This is a genomic window from Rhodoplanes sp. Z2-YC6860 (assembly GCF_001579845.1).
Lineage (GTDB): Bacteria > Pseudomonadota > Alphaproteobacteria > Rhizobiales > Xanthobacteraceae > Z2-YC6860.
In genome coordinates, this window is the sequence record NZ_CP007440.1 from 6608199 (window position 1) to 6624729 (window position 16531).

The following is a 16531-nucleotide window of genomic DNA, read 5'->3' on the forward strand; positions in this document are numbered from 1 at the left end:
GCTTGGACCGTCATTTGAATGAAACAGCCGTCATCGCGGTCCGTTGGCCAATTCGTGGCCAAACCGCCATTCGAGAGCGGTTTTGACCGCCAGCGTCACGAGTGCGAGAAGCGCCAGGAGCGACGCCACCGCAAAGGCCGCGACCCACTGATAGTCGTTGTAGAGAATCTCGATCTGCAGCGGCATGGTGTTGGTCTCGCCGCGCACGTGCCCCGACACCACCGAGACCGCACCGAACTCGCCCATCGCGCGCGCGTTGCAGAGCAGCACGCCATACATCAGGCCCCATTTGATGTTGGGCAGCGTGACGCGCAGGAACGTCTGCAGGCCGCTGGCGCCGAGCGACACCGCCGCCTCCTCGTCCTGCGCGCCCTGCTCCTGCATCAGCGGAATGAGCTCGCGCGCCACGAACGGGAACGTCACGAAGGTGGTGGCGAGCACGATGCCGGGGAACGCGAAGACGATCTGCAGGTCATGCGCCTTGAGCCACGGACCGAGATAGCCCTGGCTGCCGAACAGGATCACGTAGATCAGGCCCGCGATCACCGGCGACACCGAGAACGGCAGGTCGATCAGCGTGATCAGCATGGTCTTGCCGCGAAATTCGTACTTCGCGACCGCCCAGGCGGCGCAGATGCCGAACACGAGATTGGCCGGCACCGAAATCGCCGCGACCAGGAGCGTCAGCTTAACGGCCGCGATGGTGTCGGGGTCGCTGAGCCCTTTGAGAAACGCCGGCAAGCCCGCGCGCAGCGCCTCGACGAACACCACCAGGAGCGGCACCAGCAGGAACACCGCGAGGAACAGCATCGCGGCCGCGATCAGCAGCACTCTGACGGATCGCGATTCCGAAATCGGCGTGCGCCAGCCGAGCGGCCGGGTGTTAAGCGCGCGATCAGACATGACCGAACCTCCGCCGCGCCCAGGCCTGTATGATGTTGATGGTGAGGAACATCAGGAACGACAGCGCCAGCATCACGGTGGCGATGGCGGTCGCACCCGAATAATCGAATTCGGTCAGGCGGATGACAATCAACAGCGGCGCGATCTCGGTCTTGTAGGGAATGTTGCCGGCGATAAACACCACCGAGCCGTACTCGCCCACGCCGCGCGCGAGCGCCAGCACGAAGCCGGTGAGCAGCGCGGGCAGCAGGCTTGGCAGGATGACCTTGATGATCGTCTGCCGCCGCGCGGCGCCGAGCGTGGCGGCCGCCTCCTCGATCTCGCGATCGAGCTCGACGATGACGGGCTGCAGCGTGCGAACGACGAACGGCAAGCCGATGAAGGTGAGCGCAACCACGACACCGAGCCAAGTGTAGGCGACCTGGATGCCGAAGACATCCAGCGGCTTCCCGATCCAGCCGTTCTTGTCGAAGATCGCGGTGAGCGCGATGCCGGCGACCGCGGTTGGCAGCGCGAACGGCAGATCGACGATGGCGTCAACCGCGCGTTTGCCGGGAAAGTCGTAGCGCACCAGCACCCAGGCAACGATCAGACCGAACACAAGGTTTAGAAGCGCACCGATGGTGGCGGCGCCGAACGACAGCTTCAGCGCCGCGAGCACGCGGTCATTGGTGGCGATCGCCCAATAGTCCTGCCAGCCGAGCGCGGTCGTGCGCAGCACGAGCGTGCCGAGCGGGATCAACACGATCAGGCTGAGATATGTCAGCGTGAAGCCGAACGTGATGCCAAAGCCCGGGATCACGCTGGGCCTCCGCCAGGATGCTGTTCGAGCGGGCAGCGCGATTGCCGTCACGTGCGCCGTCAGCGTTTGTAGATCTGATCGAACACGCCGTCGGAGGCAAAGTGCTTGGGCGTCACCTTGGCCCAGCCGCCGAACACCGGATCGTCGATCGAGATCAGCTTGATGTCCGGGAAGCGCTTGAGGCTTTCCGGATCGGCCAGTTCCGGCTTCGCCGGCCGATAGTAGTTCCTGGCGATGATCTTCTGGCCCGCCGCGCTATAGAGATATTCCAGATAGGCCTGGGCGGTCTTGAGCGTGCCCTTGTCCTTGGCGTTGCCTTCGACCAGCGCCACCGACGGCTCGGCCTTGATCGAGAATGGCGGCACGACAACGTCAAACTTGTCGGGGCCGAGTTCGTTGATCGCGAGGAAGGCTTCGTTCTCCCAGGACAGCAGGACGTCGCCCAGACCGCGCTGCGCGAAGGTGGTGGTCGAGCCGCGCGCGCCGGAGTCGAGGACCGGAACGTTCTTGTAGAGTGCGCCGACGAACTCCTTCACCTTGGCTTCGTCACCGCCAAATTTCTCATGGGCATAGCCCCAAGCCGCGAGATAGGCCCACTGCGCGCCGCCGGAGGTCTTCGGATTGGGAACGATGACCTGGATGCCCGGCTTCACGAGATCGTCCCAGCTCTTCAGAGCCTTTGGGTTGCCCTTGCGGACCAGGAACACGATCGTCGACGTATAGGGCGTCGAGTTGTTCGGCAGCCGGGTGCGCCAGTCCGCGGGAATCTTGCCGGTCTTCTCGGCGATGGCGTTGATGTCGCCTTCGAGCGCCAGCGTGACGACGTCGGCCTTCAACCCATCGATCACGGCGCGCGCTTGCGCGCCGGAGCCGCCGTGCGACTGCTGGACCGAGACGGTCTCGCCGGTCTTCTCCTTCCAGTGCTTGATGAACTCGGCGTTGTAGGCGCGGTAGAGCTCGCGCGTCGGATCGTAGGAGACGTTGAGCAGGCTGCTTTGCGCATGCGCGCCGGTGAGAGCCAGCGTCGACAGAAGCAATCCGGCGATCAATCTCTGCATGGTCAGCTCCATCCGCGGTGCGATCCGCGGATGGAAACTGCCGACTAAACCGGATTCAGTCGATCATCATATTCGGCGGAAAACGTGATATTATTTTGCGGTAGACCCGCCTTAAGAATGCAAAATTCTACCGACCATAAACTGGCCGCCCTTGATGGAAAATTATTCCCCAACGGCGCGTCTGGAGCAAACATCCACCCGTGGCGTTTTGAACGCACCTCGCCCGTGGATTGGGCTCCGAGACTGTCCTTACATACCCTCCGGCCCGCGCGCGATGGCAACCACGCCGGTGCGCGACACCTCGACCAGACCGAGCGGCAGCATCAGCGCGATGAACTGCTCGATCTTCTCGGTCGCGCCGGTGATCTCGAAGATGAAGCTCTCGGGACCGGCATCGATGACGCGGGCACGGAACGCGTCGGCAAGACGCAGCGCCTCGACGCGCGGCTCGCCCTTGCCGCGCACCTTGACCATCGCCAGCTCGCGCTGGATCGAAGGACCGGCAACGGTCACGTCGACCACGCGATGGATCGGCACCAGGCGTTCGAGCTGGTTCTTGATCTGCTCGATCACCATCGGCGTGCCGCGCGTCACGATGGTGATGCGCGACAGATGCTTCTCGTGCTCGGTCTCGGACACGGTCAGCGAGTCGATGTTGTAGCCGCGGCCCGAGAACAGGCCGATGACGCGCGCCAGCACGCCGGGCTCGTTGTCGACGATCACCGACAGCGTGTGGCTTTCGACGCGCTCGTGATGGATCGCGGCGGGATAGTGGGAGGTTGAGCTCATTGTTCGTCCTTACTCGCAAGCGCAGGACCTCTACCGGCCTCATCCTGAGGAGCATCGCGAAGCGATGCGTCTCGAAGGATGGGGCCGCCCTCGATCCTTCGAGACGCGCCCTTCGGGCGCTCCTCAGGATGAGGGCGGTGAGAGGCCCTACACCAGCATCTTGCCTTCTTCGGTAACGGCATCCTCGATGCTCTCGGCGGCGTCGCCGAGCAGCATCTCGTTGTGGGCGCGGCCCGACGGGATCATCGGGAAGCAGTTCTCGGCCTGATCGACCACGCAGTCGAACAGCACCGGCTTGTTGACGTTGATCATCTCCTTGATCGCGCCGTCGAGGTCGCCCGGCTTGTCGCAACGGATGCCGACCGCCTGATAGGCTTCGGCGAGTTTGACGAAGTCCGGGAGCGAATGGGTGTAGCTCTCGGCATAGCGGCCGCCGTGCAGCAGTTCCTGCCACTGGCGCACCATGCCCATGTACTGGTTGTTGAGGATGAACACCTTGATCGGCAGCCGGTGCTGCACCGCTGTCGACATCTCCTGCATGTTCATCAGCACCGAGGCTTCACCGGCGATGTCGATCACCAGCGACTGCGGATGCGCGAGCTGCGTGCCGACCGCGGCCGGCAGACCGTAGCCCATGGTGCCGAGCCCACCCGACGTCATCCAGCGGTTCGGCTCCTGGAAGCCGTAGAACTGCGCCGCCCACATCTGGTGCTGGCCGACCTCGGTCGTGATGTAGGTGTCACGGTCCTTGGTCAGTTCGTAGAGCCGCTGGATCGCGTATTGCGGCTTGATGATCGCATCCGACCGCTTGTAGGCGAGCGATTTGCGCGCCCGCCACTTGTCGATCTGCTGCCACCATTCACCCAGCGCCTTCTTGTCCGGCTGCGCCTTGTTCTGTCGCCAGAGCGCGATCATGTCTTCGAGCACGTGGGCGCAGTCGCCGATGATCGGCACGTCGACCTTGACGTTCTTGTTGATCGACGACGGATCGATATCGACGTGGATCTTGGTCGAGCCAGGCGAGAACGCGTCGACCCGGCCAGTGATGCGATCGTCGAAGCGCGCGCCGATGCAGATCATCAGATCGCAATCGTGCATCGCCCAGTTGGCCTCCCAGGTGCCGTGCATGCCGAGCATGCCGAGCCATTGCGGATCGGCGGCCTGGACGGCGCCGAGCCCCATGAGGGTCGAGGTGATCGGGAAGCCGGTCAGCTTGACCAGTTCGCGCAGCAGAGCGCTGGCGCGCGGACCGGAGTTGATGATGCCGCCGCCGGTGTAGAACACCGGACGCTTGGCGCGCGCCATCAGCTCGACCGCATGCCCGATCCGGTTCGGATCGCCCTTCAGGCGGGGCTTGTAGCCCTTGTGCTGGAACTCGCTCGGCTTGGAATAGGTGCCCTTGGCGAACTGGATGTCCTTGGGGATGTCGATGACCACCGGTCCCGGCCGGCCGCTCGAGGCGATATGAAACGCCTCGTGCAACACCCGCGGCAGGTCGTCGACGTTCTTCACGAGGTAGTTGTGCTTGGTGCACGGCCGCGTGATGCCGACCGTGTCGCATTCCTGGAAGGCGTCGTTGCCAATCAGATGCGTCGGCACCTGGCCGGTGATGACGACGAGCGGAATGGAATCGCAGAGCGCATCTGTGAGACCGGTGACCGCATTGGTGGCGCCGGGCCCCGACGTCACCAGCACACAGCCGACCTTGCCGGTCGAGCGTGCATAGCCTTCGGCAGCGTGCACCGCACCCTGCTCATGACGGACCAGGATGTGCTGCACCTGCTGCTGCTGGAAGATCGCATCATAGATCGGCAGCACCGCACCGCCCGGATAGCCGAAGACGTGCTGCACGCCCTGGTCGGCGAGCGCCTCGATCACCATTTCGGCGCCGGTCATTTCCCGGCCTGGCGCCGTGGCGCCGTTGGTCTCGCCGTTGGTCTTTTGGGTCATTGTCCGCTCCACTCACTCCGGAATTTCATCGCAACCGGCTTTTGGAATTAAAAAAGGGGCCGCAAAGCCCCTGTTTTCCGCGCACCGCCGAACCTTGGGAGGTCAGCCTCCCATGGCGGTGCGCCTTCTTACGAGTACCAGCCTCTGAGCAATAAAATTGCGCATTCCATCGTCCGCTAGGTATTTCCTTGCGCGCGGGATATATACGGGCCTTCAGCCGTTCGTCAAGCCGAAATGGATGGGAGCGTCGTTCCGCAGGCTCGAACCCCGACCATTAAGACGTGAACCGTATTGTCAGCATTTCATCTGCCGGAAATGTCCCGGAAAGGCGTCAGCACTCATTTATAGTGTGCCGGCACCGGAGGCGACATCTTGACGCAACATGACTTGAAGACTGGACGACCCTGGAGCCGCGGCACTTCAGCCCTACTGGCGGTTGTGCTGGTGCTGGGCGCCGGAACAGCCGGCTATTTCACCTGGCGCGCCATGCAGCCGGCCGCCGTGGCACGCAGCGGTCCCCCCAAAGTGCCGGTCAGCGTCACAAACGCCGTCCGCAAGGATGTCCCGATCTATCTCACCGGCCTCGGCACGGTGCAGGCCACCTTCACGGTCGGCATCCATTCCCAGGTCGACGGCAAACTGGAGAGTGTGTTCTTCAAGGAAGGCCAGCACGTCAAGAAAGACGAAGTGCTCGCCAAGATCGATCCGCGGCTGTTCCAGGCGGCGCTCGATCAGGCCAAGGCCAAAAAGGCACAGGACGCCGCGTCGCTTATCTCCCTTCAGAAGGATCTCGAGCGGTTCCGCACCCTCGGCTCGAAGGGCTTCGAGACGCAGCAGAACCTCGACCAGCAGCAGGCCAAAGTCGACAGCATGAAGGCCACGATCCAGGCCGACGAGGCTCAGATCGAAACCGCGCAAACCCAGCTCGACTACACCGACATCAAGGCGCCGAGCGATGGCCGCATGGGCATGCGCATGGTCGATCCCGGCAACATCGTTCGCGCCTCCGACGCCGGCATGATGGCAACGCTGGTGCAGGCGCAGCCGGCGCTCGGCACCTTCACTCTGCCGGCACAAACCCTCGATCAGGTTCGCGAGGCGATGAAGCGCGGGGCCGTTGAAGCGGTGGCCTACGACCGCGACAACCGCAATGTCCTGAGCGTCGGCACGCTGCAGAACATCGACAACCAGATCGACCAGGCGACGGCGAGCTACAAGCTGAAAGCGAGCTTCCCGAACACCGACGAAAAGCTCTGGCCGGGCGAGTTCATCAATGTCCGCATCCAGATCGAGACGCGGCCGCAAGCTGTCGTGGTCCCGAACACGGCCGTTCAGCGCGGACCCAAGGGCCAGTTCGTCTGGGCCCTGACCGACAAGAACACCGCGGTGTCGAAGCCGATCCAGACGGGCCCAACGACCGGCGACATCACCATCGTCGAGAGCGGCGTCAGTGCCGGCGACCGTGTGATCACCGGCGGCCAATACAAGCTCCGGGCCAATTCTCCCGTGAGCATTTCGGATAAGGCGCAAACGGCGGACAACAGCGAATCATGAACCTTTCCGAACCGTTCATCCGCCGCCCAGTCGCCACCACGCTGCTGATGGCGGCGTTGGCGTTTGTCGGTATCGCATCCTATCCGTTTCTGCCGGTCGCTCCGCTCCCGCAGGTGGACTTCCCGACACTGCAAGTCACCGCCCAATGGGCCGGTGCGAGCGCCGAGACCATGGCGACGTCGGTCGCGGCGCCTCTGGAGCGCCAGTTCGCCCAGGTGCCCGGCATCGCACAGATGACCTCGACGAGCGCGCTTGGCGCAACCACGATCGTCATTCAGTTCAAACTCGACCGTGCCATCGACTCGGCGGCGCAGGACGTGCAGTCGGCCATCACCGCGGCGAGCAAGCAGCTGCCGCAGACCATGACGGCACCGCCCTACTTCAAGAAGGTCAACCCGGCGGATTCCCCGATCCTGCTGCTGGCGTTGAGTTCGGACACCGTTCCGTTGACCACGGTCGACGACTATGCCGACTTGTTCCTGGCGCAGCAGATCTCGCAGGTCTCGGGCGTGGCGCAGGTCACGATCTTCGGCGACCGCCCGCCCTCGATCCGCGTCCAGGTCGATCCGGCCAAGCTCGCCAACAGCAACCTGACGCTGGAGGAAGTGCGCCAGGCATTGGTGAGCCAGACCGTCAATGTCGCCAAGGGCACGATCAACACCTCGAAAACCAGCTTCACGATCGCCACCAACGACCAGATCCTCACCGCCGATCCGTTCAACGACGTGGTCGTCGCCTACCGGAACGGCGCACCGATCCGCGTCAGGGACATCGGGCAGGCGATCTCCGATCCTCAAGATCGCAACGTTGCGGCCTATCAGAACAACAAGGACGGCATCATTCTTGCCGTGTTCAAGCAGCCCGGCGCCAACGTGGTCGACACCGTCGACCAGATCAAGGCGCAGCTGCCGCACCTCACCGCGCGCATCCCGCCGGCCATCGAAGTGAAGACGCTGCTTGATAAGACCACCACGATCCGCGCCTCGGTGGCCGACGTACAGTTCACGCTTGGCCTCACCATCGCCCTCGTCGTGATGGTGATCATGCTGTTCCTGCGGAACTTCTGGGCGACCCTCATTCCGAGCGTCACCGTGCCGCTGGCGCTGATGGGCTCAGCCGGCGCGATGTATCTGTTGAATTTCAGCCTCGACAACCTGTCGCTGATGGCGCTCACCATCGCGGTCGGTTTCGTGGTCGACGACGCCATCGTCGTGGTCGAAAACATCTATCGGCACATCGAAGAGGGCAAGTCCCCCATGGAGGCCGCGCTCATCGGTTCGAGCGAGATCGGCTTCACCGTGCTGTCGATCTCGTGCTCGCTGGTCGCCGTGTTCATTCCGCTGCTCCTGATGGGCGGCATCATCGGCCGGCTGTTCCGTGAATTCGCCCTGACCGTGACCTCTTCGATCGCGGTGTCGGCGCTGGTTTCGCTGACGCTCGCTCCGATGATGTGCTCGCGCTTCATGCGCCATGATTCAGGCGAGCACGGGCGGGTGTACAAGTTCATCGAAGCGGGCTTTGAGGGCATCGCGTCGTTCTACCAGCGCACGCTCGACGTCGCGCTGCGTCACCAGCGCATCACGATTGGCGTGTTCTTCGGCACCATGGTGCTGACCGTGGCGATGGCCATCGAAATCCCCAAGGGCTTCTTTCCGATCCAAGACACCGGGATGATCTCGGTCTTCATGGAAGGCGCACAGGACACCTCGCCCGAGGAAATGATGAGGCTGATCCAGAAGCTCGGCGCCGTCGTGATGAAGGATCCGGACGTCGCGGGCCTTGGCACTTTTACCGGAAGTTCGGGCGGCGCGCAGACCGCCAACACCGGCCGCGGCTTCATCGTGCTCAAACCGCGCGACGAGCGCGAGCTGAACGCCACGCAGATCATCGACCGGTTGCGCCCGCAACTCGCCAAGATCGAAGGCGCCAACATGTTCATGCAGGCGAGCCAGGACATCACGGTCGGCGGCCGCATCGCCCGCGCCAGCTTCCAATACACCTTGCAGGACCCGAATCTGGACGAGTTGAACGAGTGGAGCGACAAGCTGCTCGACAAGATGAAGACCTTGCCGGAGATCACCGATGTCGGCAGCGACCTCTTGTCCAACGCGCCGCAGCTCAAGATCACCATCAACCGCGATCAGGCCTCGCGCTTCGGCATCTCGCCACAGCTCATCGACGACACGCTGAACGACGCCTTCGGCCAGCGCCAGATCACGCAGTACTTCACCCAGCTCAAGACCTACTTCCTGGTCCTGGAGATCCTGCCCGAGTTGCAGAAGGACATCAGCACGCTCAACCGGCTCTATCTGAAGTCGCCGATCACCGGCGGCGCGGTGCCGCTGTCCAATCTGGTCGACGTCGACTCCAGCAAGGTCGGCCCGCTGTCGGTGTCGCACCAGGGCCAGTTCCCAGCCGCAACGCTGACCTTCAACTTGCGTCAGGGCGTGGCTCTCGGCCAGGCGGTCGAGGCGATCACCAACGCGTCCCGTGAGATCAACATGCCGTCAGGTGTGATCGGGACCTTCCAGGGCAACGCGCAAGCATTCCAGGATTCGCTGTCGAGCACGCCGATCCTGGTTCTCGCCGCGCTGATCGTGGTCTACCTCATTCTCGGCATGCTCTATGAGAGCTTCATCCTGCCGCTGACCATTCTGTCGACGCTGCCGTCCGCCGGCGTCGGCGCGCTGCTCGCGCTCCGCCTCGGCGGCATGGACCTCTCGGTGATCGGCATCATCGGCATCATTCTGCTGATCGGCATCGTCAAGAAGAACGGCATCATGCTGGTCGACTTTGCGATCACGGCCGAGCGTGAGCGTCACGCGGAGCCCTTCGACGCGATCCGCGAAGCCTGCCTGCTGCGGTTCCGGCCGATCCTGATGACCACCGCGGCGGCGATGCTGGCCGGCATCCCGCTGGCGCTGGGCCACGGCACCGGCTCCGAGCTGCGGCAGCCGCTCGGCTACGCCATGGTCGGCGGTCTCGCCTTCAGCCAAGTGCTGACGCTGTACACCACGCCGGTGGTCTATCTCTATCTCGACCGCTTCCAGCAATGGCTCGACCGCGGCAAGACCCAATCGGAGATCGCCGACGAAGAGACACACCGCGTGGCGGCGGAGTGACCGTCAGCCGGCGACTTCGCGCGTCGCAACTTCGAGCACGGCTTCAGGTTCAAGCCATGTCCAGCCGGGCATCTGGTGGCGAAACCACGTCACCTGCCGCTTGGTGTAGCGGCGGGTGTCGGCCTTGCCGCCCTCCGCGGCTTCGGTGAGCGTGATCTCGCCGGTGAGATAGCGCCGCAGCCACGGCACGCCGTGGGCTTTCATCGCGGGCAGCATCGGGTCGAGATGGCGCTCGGCGAGCGCGCGAACCTCATCGAGCGCGCCGGTTTCCAGCATGGCGTCGAAGCGCACGTCGATCCGCCGGGCCAGTTCGGCACGGTCGACCACCAGAAAGAAGCCCGTGGCCGCACCCGCATCGAGCATCGCCGGCATGCCGTCGCGCTGCCAGTCGGCGAGCGATCGCCCGGTCGCTTCCAGAACCTCGAGTGCGCGGGCGACCCGCATCCGGTCGCCCGGCTTGAGCCTTTCGGCCATGACCGGGTCGCGGCGGGCGAGTTCGGCGTGCAGGGCTTCGGCGCCTTCGGCATCGCATCGCGCGCGCACCGCCGCGCGGGTTTCCTCCGGCGTCGGCGGCACCGCCGACAGCCCTTGAGTCAACGCTTTGAAATAGAGCCCGGTGCCGCCCACCAGGATCGGCAGGCGCCCCTCCCGCCACACCGCGTCGAGCGCAGCCTTGGCATCGGCGCACCACCGCCCGACCGAATAGTTCTCGGCCGCATCGACAAAGCCGTAGAGCCGGTGCGGCACGCGGGCCTCGTCTTCCTTGCTGGGCCGTGCCGTGATGACGCGCAGATCGCGGTAGACCTGCATGGAATCCGCGTTGAGGATGGTGCCGTGGTGCCGCTCGGCCAGCCGCAGCGCCAGCGCCGACTTGCCGCTGGAGGTTGGGCCTGCAATAAGCACCGCCCGGCGACCGGAAGCTTGCCTCCCAGAATCCTGCCCTCCAGAATCTTGCCGCTCATGACTCATGTCGCGACCCTGATCTGCAACCCCTCTCAGCCTGCGCTCGACGCCGCAGCGCTGGAGCGCGCACGGGCCGCCCTACCGCATGGCGGTGCGCCGAGCTGGCTCGACCCCGCTGTTGCGGCCGACATTCCCTTTACCCCGGACGCAGGCAGCGACCAACGTTTGCTCGCGAACCAGGTGCAGGCGTCATTGGCCGGCCGGCCCATCGACGTGGTGGTGCAGCCGCTCGCCGGCCGCCGCAAGCGACTGTTCCTGGCCGACATGGACTCCACCATGATCGGGCAGGAGTGCATCGACGAGCTCGCCGACTATGCGGGCTTCAAGGACCATGTCGCTGCGATCACCGAACGCGCCATGCGCGGCGAGATCGCGTTCGAGCCGGCGCTGCGCGAGCGGGTGGCACTGCTCAAGGGCCTGCCGCAGACCGTGGTCCGCGAGGTCATCGAGCAGCGCATCAAGCTGACGCCAGGAGGCCGCGCGCTGGTCGGCACCATGAGGGCGCATGGCGCCTACACGTGTCTTGTGTCGGGCGGCTTCACGACGTTCACCCATACCATCGGCAAGATGATCGGCTTCGATGAAGACCGCGCAAACATTTTGTTGGTGGACGACGGCGGCCGGCTGTCGGGCCTTGTGAAGGAGCCGATCTTGGGCCGCGAGGCCAAGCTCGACACGCTGAACGAGCTGCGCCGACGGCTCAATCTCGCGCCCGAGGACACGCTGGTCACCGGCGACGGCGCCAACGACATCCCGATGATCGAAGCCGCGGGTCTCGGCGTCGCCTATCACGGCAAGCCCGCGGTGGCGCAGGCTGCTGCAGCACAAATCGACCACGGCGACCTCACGGCGCTGCTTTACGCCCAGGGCTACGCCCGCACGGCCTTCGTCGGCGGATAGAACAATGACTGTTTCTATTTCTGATGGGTTCAGCCGTTTGGAATTGGCTCGAACCGGTGATCCGGACGAACACTACACTGCCTCCAGTTATCTTACTAACGTTGCAGTTGTCTCCGACCCATTTTCAGTGATCGTCGAAGCTCACGCTCGGACCTTTGCCAGTTTTTTGCAGGCGCTTTCCCAACTTCACCAATCCATGGCCGGCGAAGCCAAACTGGACTTCTGGAATGAGGAGCACTCAATCATCCTAAAGGGCGACGGCAGAGGTGGCTTGCAAATTGACGCAACGATCACGGACGGCCGTACGCCGTGTAGCGCGTACCTCAGAGTTGGGATTGTTCTCGATCAATCCTATCTTCCGGGCATCATCTCCGAACTGAGGGAAGAGTTCCCTATCGAGTAGCTGGGTTTGTCGAGCAAGGCATCGTGAAAAACGAAAGGGCGGCCGGTAGGCCGCCCTTTCGCATTGCGTCGATCGGCGCGGTTATTCGATCGGCAGCGCCACGAACAGCATGTCGCCTTCGGCGGTCGCGACCAGCAGCAGCGCGGTCTTCTTCCCCGCCTTCTTCAGCGAGTCGACCTTGCGCTGCACGTCGGCAGGCTGCCCGACCTGCTCCTGCTCGATCGCGACGATGGTGCTGCCGGCGGCAAGCCGCTTGTCGGACGCGGCCGAGGAGGCATCGACGCCGGTGATGACCACGCCCTTCACCGAGTCCTTGATCTTGTACTTCTTTCGCAGGTCGTCGTTCATGCCCGAGAGCTGAAGCCCGAGCGACTTCTGCACCACCGACTTGTCGGCGGGCTCTTCCGGCTTGGCAGCGGCTTTGACCGGCTTCTCGATGTCGTCGAGGCGGCCCAGCTTGACGGTCTTCTTCTCTTCCTTGCCCTTGCGGACGACCACCACCTCGACATCCTTGCCGACCGGGGTGTCGGCGACGATGCGTGGCAGGTCGCGCATCTCCTTGATGTCCTTGCCGTCGAACTTGACGACCACGTCGCCGGCTTCGATGCCGGCGGGCTTGGCCGGGCCCTTGTCATCGACGCCGGCCACGAGCGCGCCGCGCGCCGGCTTGAGGTTCAGGCTTTCGGCGATTTCGTCGGTGACCTGTTGGATTTTCACACCGAGCCAGCCGCGGTGAATCTCGCCGAACTGCTGAAGCTGGCTGACCACCGCCTGCACGGTCTTCGAGGGCACCGCAAAGCCGATGCCGATCGAGCCGCCGGACGGCGAGATGATCGCGGTGTTCACGCCGATCACTTCGCCTTCGAGATTGAACAGCGGGCCGCCCGAGTTGCCGCGATTGATGGCCGCGTCGGTCTGGATGTAGTTGTCGTAGGGGCCCGAATTGATGTCGCGGTTGCGCGCCGAGACGATGCCGGCGGTGACGGTGCCGCCGAGGCTGAACGGGTTGCCGATCGCGATCACCCATTCGCCGAGACGCAGCGCGTCGGAGTCGCCGAACTTGACGGCCTTGAGCGGCTTGGTCGGCTTCACACGCAGCACGGCGAGATCGGTCTTCTGGTCCTTGCCGATCAACTCGGCCTTGAGCCGCGTGCCGTCGGTCAGGATCACGTTGATCTCGTCGGCCTCGTTGATGACGTGGTTGTTGGTGACGACGATGCCGGACGGATCGATGATGAAGCCCGAGCCGAGCGAGCTGACACGGCGCGGCGCGCGGTTGGGGCCCTGGTCGTCACCACCGCCCTGGCCGCGGCGGTTCTTGAAGAACTCCTCGAAGAACTCTTCGAACGGGGAACCCGGCGGCAGGTTCGGCATCTGTTGCGCGCCAGGCTTGCCCTCGACCTTCTGCGAGGTCGCGATGTTGACCACCGCGTCGATCACTTTTTCGGCAACGTCGGCGATATTCTCCGGTCCGCGGGCAAAACTCGGGGTCGAAAGCATCGGCAGCGCAATGGCCGCCGCGACGATCGTAGTCAAAGCCGGACGTCGGAGGGCATGCGTAAAGGCGGTCAGCAAGCGGGCCATGGCCGTCAAATCTCCGGAAAAAGGGTAATTTCGCGCGACACTGCCCCCTTAACGCCGCAGACGCAAGGGACGTTTCACGCGGAGTGGAACCACGCCGTCAAGAATGACCGTTCGAATTGGGCGGAATAGCGGCCCCGGTTTTCAGCTCAGCCGCGGATAAACCAGACCAGAATGACGCCGACCACCGCGGACACGATCCCGATGATGCGGAGCGTGCCGTCCGGCGTGTCTGTGACGTGAGTCATGGCTTGCTTGACCGGACCGGGAAACGCCGCGAACAGAATCCCTTCCAGCGCGAAAACGAGACCGATCGCGACCAGGAAATCAGACATCCCCCCTCACCGCGCAGCTTTTTAATCTTGCCGCACCGGCGCTAACGCGCCGGTGCGGGTTGCGCCTTGGGCGCCTGTCCATTGACGTCGCGCTTGCCGGACGGATCGACGAAATAGCGGAAGAACTCCGAGTCGGGCTGGAGCACCATCCGCGTGTCGTTCTGCTTCAGGCCGGCTTCGTAAGCCTGCATCGAACGGTAGAACGCGAAGAAATCCGGATCCTGGCCGAACGCCTCGGCGAAGATGCGATTGCGTTCCCCGTCACCCTCGCCGCGGGCCTGTTCAGCCTTCGAGGTCGCCTCGGCGAGGAGAACGGTGACGTCGCGATCGGCCTTGGAGCGGATCTCCTGCGACTTCTGGCTGCCCTGGGCGCGGAACTCGGCGGCTTCGCGCTGACGCTCTGTCTGCATGCGCTGGTACACCGCTTGGCTGTTCTGCTCCGGCAGATCGGCGCGGCGAATCCGAACGTCAACGACCGAGATGCCGTAGTTGCGCGCCTCCCGGTCGAGCTGTTCGCGCACCCGCGCCATCAGCGCCGCGCGATCGTCACGCACCACATGCGTCAGCGTCGCTTCGCCGAGCACGCGCCGCAGCGCGGCGTTGAGCAGGATCGAGAGCTGCGAGTTGGCGCCCGCGACCGAATTGACGGTCTGATAGAAACGGAGTGGGTTCTGGATGCGGTAACGCGCGAAGGCATCCACCACGAGCCGCTTCTGATCGGAGGCGATCACCTCCTGCGCCGGGTTTTCGAGGTCGAGGATCCGCTTGTCGATGTTGATGACCGTGTCGAACAACGGGATCTTGTAGTTGAGGCCCGGCTCGGTCACGACCCGAACCGGCTCGCCCAGCCGAACCACGATCGCTTGCTGGGTCTGGTAGACGGTGAACAGCGACGAATAGCCGAGCACCGCCGCGACGAGCAGGAGAACGAGGATAACGCCTCCGGTTACACCAAGTCTCATCGCGCGCCCCCACTCTGCGGCTGGCCCTGCGGCCGGCGCAATTCGTTCAACGGCAGATAGGGCACGACACCGGATCCGGACTGACCATTGGTATCAAGAATGATTTTGTCAGCCCCGCCGAGCACGCGCTCCATGGTCTCGAGATACATGCGCTTGCGCGTCACGTCGGGCGCCTTCTTGTATTCCTCGTAGATCTTGTCGAAGCGGGCGGTCTGACCGGTCGCTTCGGCAACCGTCTGCGACTTGTAGGCGTCCGCATCCTGGAGAATCTTCGAGGCGCGGCCGCGCGCCTCGGGCACGACCTTGTTGGCATAGGTCTGAGCCTCGTTCTGCGCGCGCTCGAGGTCGGCGCGGGCGGCCTGCACGTCGCGGAACGAGTCGATCACCTGAAGCGGCGGATCGATCTTCTGCATCTGCACCTGCTGAACCTGAACGCCGGCACTGTATTGATCGAGTGTCTTCTGCATCAATTCCTGCACGGCGGTTTCCGTCGCCTGCCGCGCGCCGGTCAGCACCGGCTGGATTTCAGAGCGGCCGATGACTTCGCGCATCGCGCTTTCGGCCACGGCTTTCACGGTGCCTTCGGGGTTCTGGATGTTGAACAGATAATCGCCAACCGCCTTCGGCTTGATCTGCCACAGCACCGAGAAGTCGACGTCGACGATGTTCTCGTCGCCGGTGAGCATCAGGCTCTCCTCCGGCACGTCGCGCACCGTGGTGCCACGCCGCAGGTCGTCGACGATCCGCATGCCGATGTCGATCTTGCGGACCTGAAGCGCCTTGGGCGTCAGCACTGCCTCGATCGGATAGGGCAGATGATAGTTGGGACCGGGCTGTGCCTCGCGCACCACCTTGCCGAAGCGCAGCACCACGCCGATCTCGTCCGGCTGAACGAAGAACACACCGGATGCAAACCAGAGCGCGACCGCGACCAGCGTGATGACGATGAAGCCGCGGCCGCCGAGGTTGCCGCCCGGCAGGACGTTTTTCAGCTTGTCCTGACTGCGGCGCAGCAGTTCCTCAAGGTCGGGCGGGGTCGGCCCGGACGATTGCGGCCCAGAGCCCCAAGGGCCCCTCGAACCGCCTCCTGATCCCCAGGGCCCGCCGCCCTGATTGCTCCACGGCATGAAATCTCTCCTCGGAAGCCGGCACTGGTGCCGGTCCTTTTGGCTGGTGGGAGTTTATATGGGAGCCCTCAACGGCTTACAA

General features: G+C 64.0%; 14 protein-coding genes. 4 read left to right on the top strand and 10 right to left on the bottom strand.

Annotation, left to right across the window (positions count from 1 at the left end):
* Nucleotides 1-30 precede the first annotated feature (30 nt).
* The 5 genes from cysW to RHPLAN_RS30895 all read right to left on the bottom strand — a co-directional run bounded on the left by cysW (nucleotide 31) and on the right by RHPLAN_RS30895 (nucleotide 5502).
* Nucleotides 31-903: a sulfate ABC transporter permease subunit CysW gene (gene cysW / locus RHPLAN_RS30875; protein ID WP_068026612.1), complete on the bottom strand. Its 873-nt coding sequence runs from the start codon at nucleotides 901-903 to the stop codon at nucleotides 31-33.
* On the bottom strand, nucleotides 896-1756 hold the full coding sequence (gene cysT, locus RHPLAN_RS30880) for a sulfate ABC transporter permease subunit CysT (protein ID WP_084245943.1): 861 nt from the start codon (nucleotides 1754-1756) through the stop codon (nucleotides 896-898). Before cysT ends, cysW begins: the two co-directional genes overlap by 8 nt.
* An 8-nt stretch (nucleotides 1757-1764) precedes the next feature.
* Nucleotides 1765-2763: a sulfate ABC transporter substrate-binding protein gene (locus tag RHPLAN_RS30885; protein WP_237179946.1), complete on the bottom strand. Its 999-nt coding sequence runs from the start codon at nucleotides 2761-2763 to the stop codon at nucleotides 1765-1767.
* 249 nt (nucleotides 2764-3012) lie between these two features.
* Nucleotides 3013-3552 (bottom strand): acetolactate synthase small subunit, encoded by a 540-nt coding sequence (gene ilvN, locus RHPLAN_RS30890; RefSeq protein ID WP_068026617.1) that lies wholly within the window; start codon nucleotides 3550-3552, stop codon nucleotides 3013-3015.
* 147 nt (nucleotides 3553-3699) lie between these two features.
* On the bottom strand, nucleotides 3700-5502 hold the full coding sequence (locus RHPLAN_RS30895; RefSeq protein WP_084245945.1) for an acetolactate synthase 3 large subunit: 1803 nt from the start codon (nucleotides 5500-5502) through the stop codon (nucleotides 3700-3702).
* A gap of 372 nt (nucleotides 5503-5874) precedes the next feature.
* On the opposite strand from RHPLAN_RS30895, the gene RHPLAN_RS30900 reads away from it, so the two are divergent.
* Together RHPLAN_RS30900 and RHPLAN_RS30905 are read left to right on the top strand one after the other, a co-directional pair.
* Nucleotides 5875-7056 carry an efflux RND transporter periplasmic adaptor subunit gene (locus tag RHPLAN_RS30900; RefSeq protein ID WP_157100611.1) on the top strand — a complete coding sequence of 394 codons (1182 nt, stop codon included), beginning with the start codon at nucleotides 5875-5877 and terminating at the stop codon, nucleotides 7054-7056.
* Nucleotides 7053-10178, top strand: coding sequence for an efflux RND transporter permease subunit (locus tag RHPLAN_RS30905; protein WP_068026623.1), 3126 nt, complete (start codon nucleotides 7053-7055; stop codon nucleotides 10176-10178). The genes RHPLAN_RS30900 and RHPLAN_RS30905 overlap by 4 nt, the downstream gene beginning before the upstream one ends.
* A gap of 3 nt (nucleotides 10179-10181) precedes the next feature.
* Here the strand turns inward: RHPLAN_RS30905 and miaA are convergent, their stop codons facing one another.
* A complete protein-coding gene (miaA, locus tag RHPLAN_RS30910) occupies nucleotides 10182-11147 on the bottom strand; it encodes a tRNA (adenosine(37)-N6)-dimethylallyltransferase MiaA (protein WP_068026626.1) in 966 nt (321 codons plus the stop codon).
* Here miaA and serB point away from each other — a divergent pair.
* A complete protein-coding gene (gene serB, locus RHPLAN_RS30915; protein WP_068026629.1) occupies nucleotides 11139-12041 on the top strand; it encodes a phosphoserine phosphatase SerB in 903 nt (300 codons plus the stop codon). The genes miaA and serB overlap by 9 nt on opposite strands.
* 4 nt (nucleotides 12042-12045) lie before the next feature.
* Complete coding sequence (locus tag RHPLAN_RS30920; RefSeq protein ID WP_157100612.1) at nucleotides 12046-12444, top strand: WapI family immunity protein; 399 nt, start codon at nucleotides 12046-12048, stop codon at nucleotides 12442-12444.
* A gap of 81 nt (nucleotides 12445-12525) precedes the next feature.
* Here RHPLAN_RS30920 and RHPLAN_RS30925 read toward each other — a convergent pair whose 3' ends face one another.
* The 4 genes from RHPLAN_RS30925 to hflK all read right to left on the bottom strand — a co-directional run bounded on the left by RHPLAN_RS30925 (nucleotide 12526) and on the right by hflK (nucleotide 16449).
* Nucleotides 12526-14028: a Do family serine endopeptidase gene (locus RHPLAN_RS30925; protein WP_084245947.1), complete on the bottom strand. Its 1503-nt coding sequence runs from the start codon at nucleotides 14026-14028 to the stop codon at nucleotides 12526-12528.
* Between the two features lie 146 nt (nucleotides 14029-14174).
* Complete coding sequence (locus tag RHPLAN_RS30930; RefSeq protein ID WP_068026635.1) at nucleotides 14175-14360, bottom strand: DUF2065 domain-containing protein; 186 nt, start codon at nucleotides 14358-14360, stop codon at nucleotides 14175-14177.
* 41 nt (nucleotides 14361-14401) lie between these two features.
* Nucleotides 14402-15322, bottom strand: a complete 921-nt coding sequence (gene hflC, locus RHPLAN_RS30935; protein WP_068026637.1) for a protease modulator HflC — start codon at nucleotides 15320-15322, stop codon at nucleotides 14402-14404.
* Entirely contained in the window at nucleotides 15319-16449 is a 1131-nt protein-coding gene (gene hflK / locus RHPLAN_RS30940) for an FtsH protease activity modulator HflK (RefSeq protein WP_068026640.1), read from the bottom strand. The genes hflC and hflK overlap by 4 nt, the downstream gene beginning before the upstream one ends.
* Nucleotides 16450-16531 lie beyond the last annotated feature (82 nt).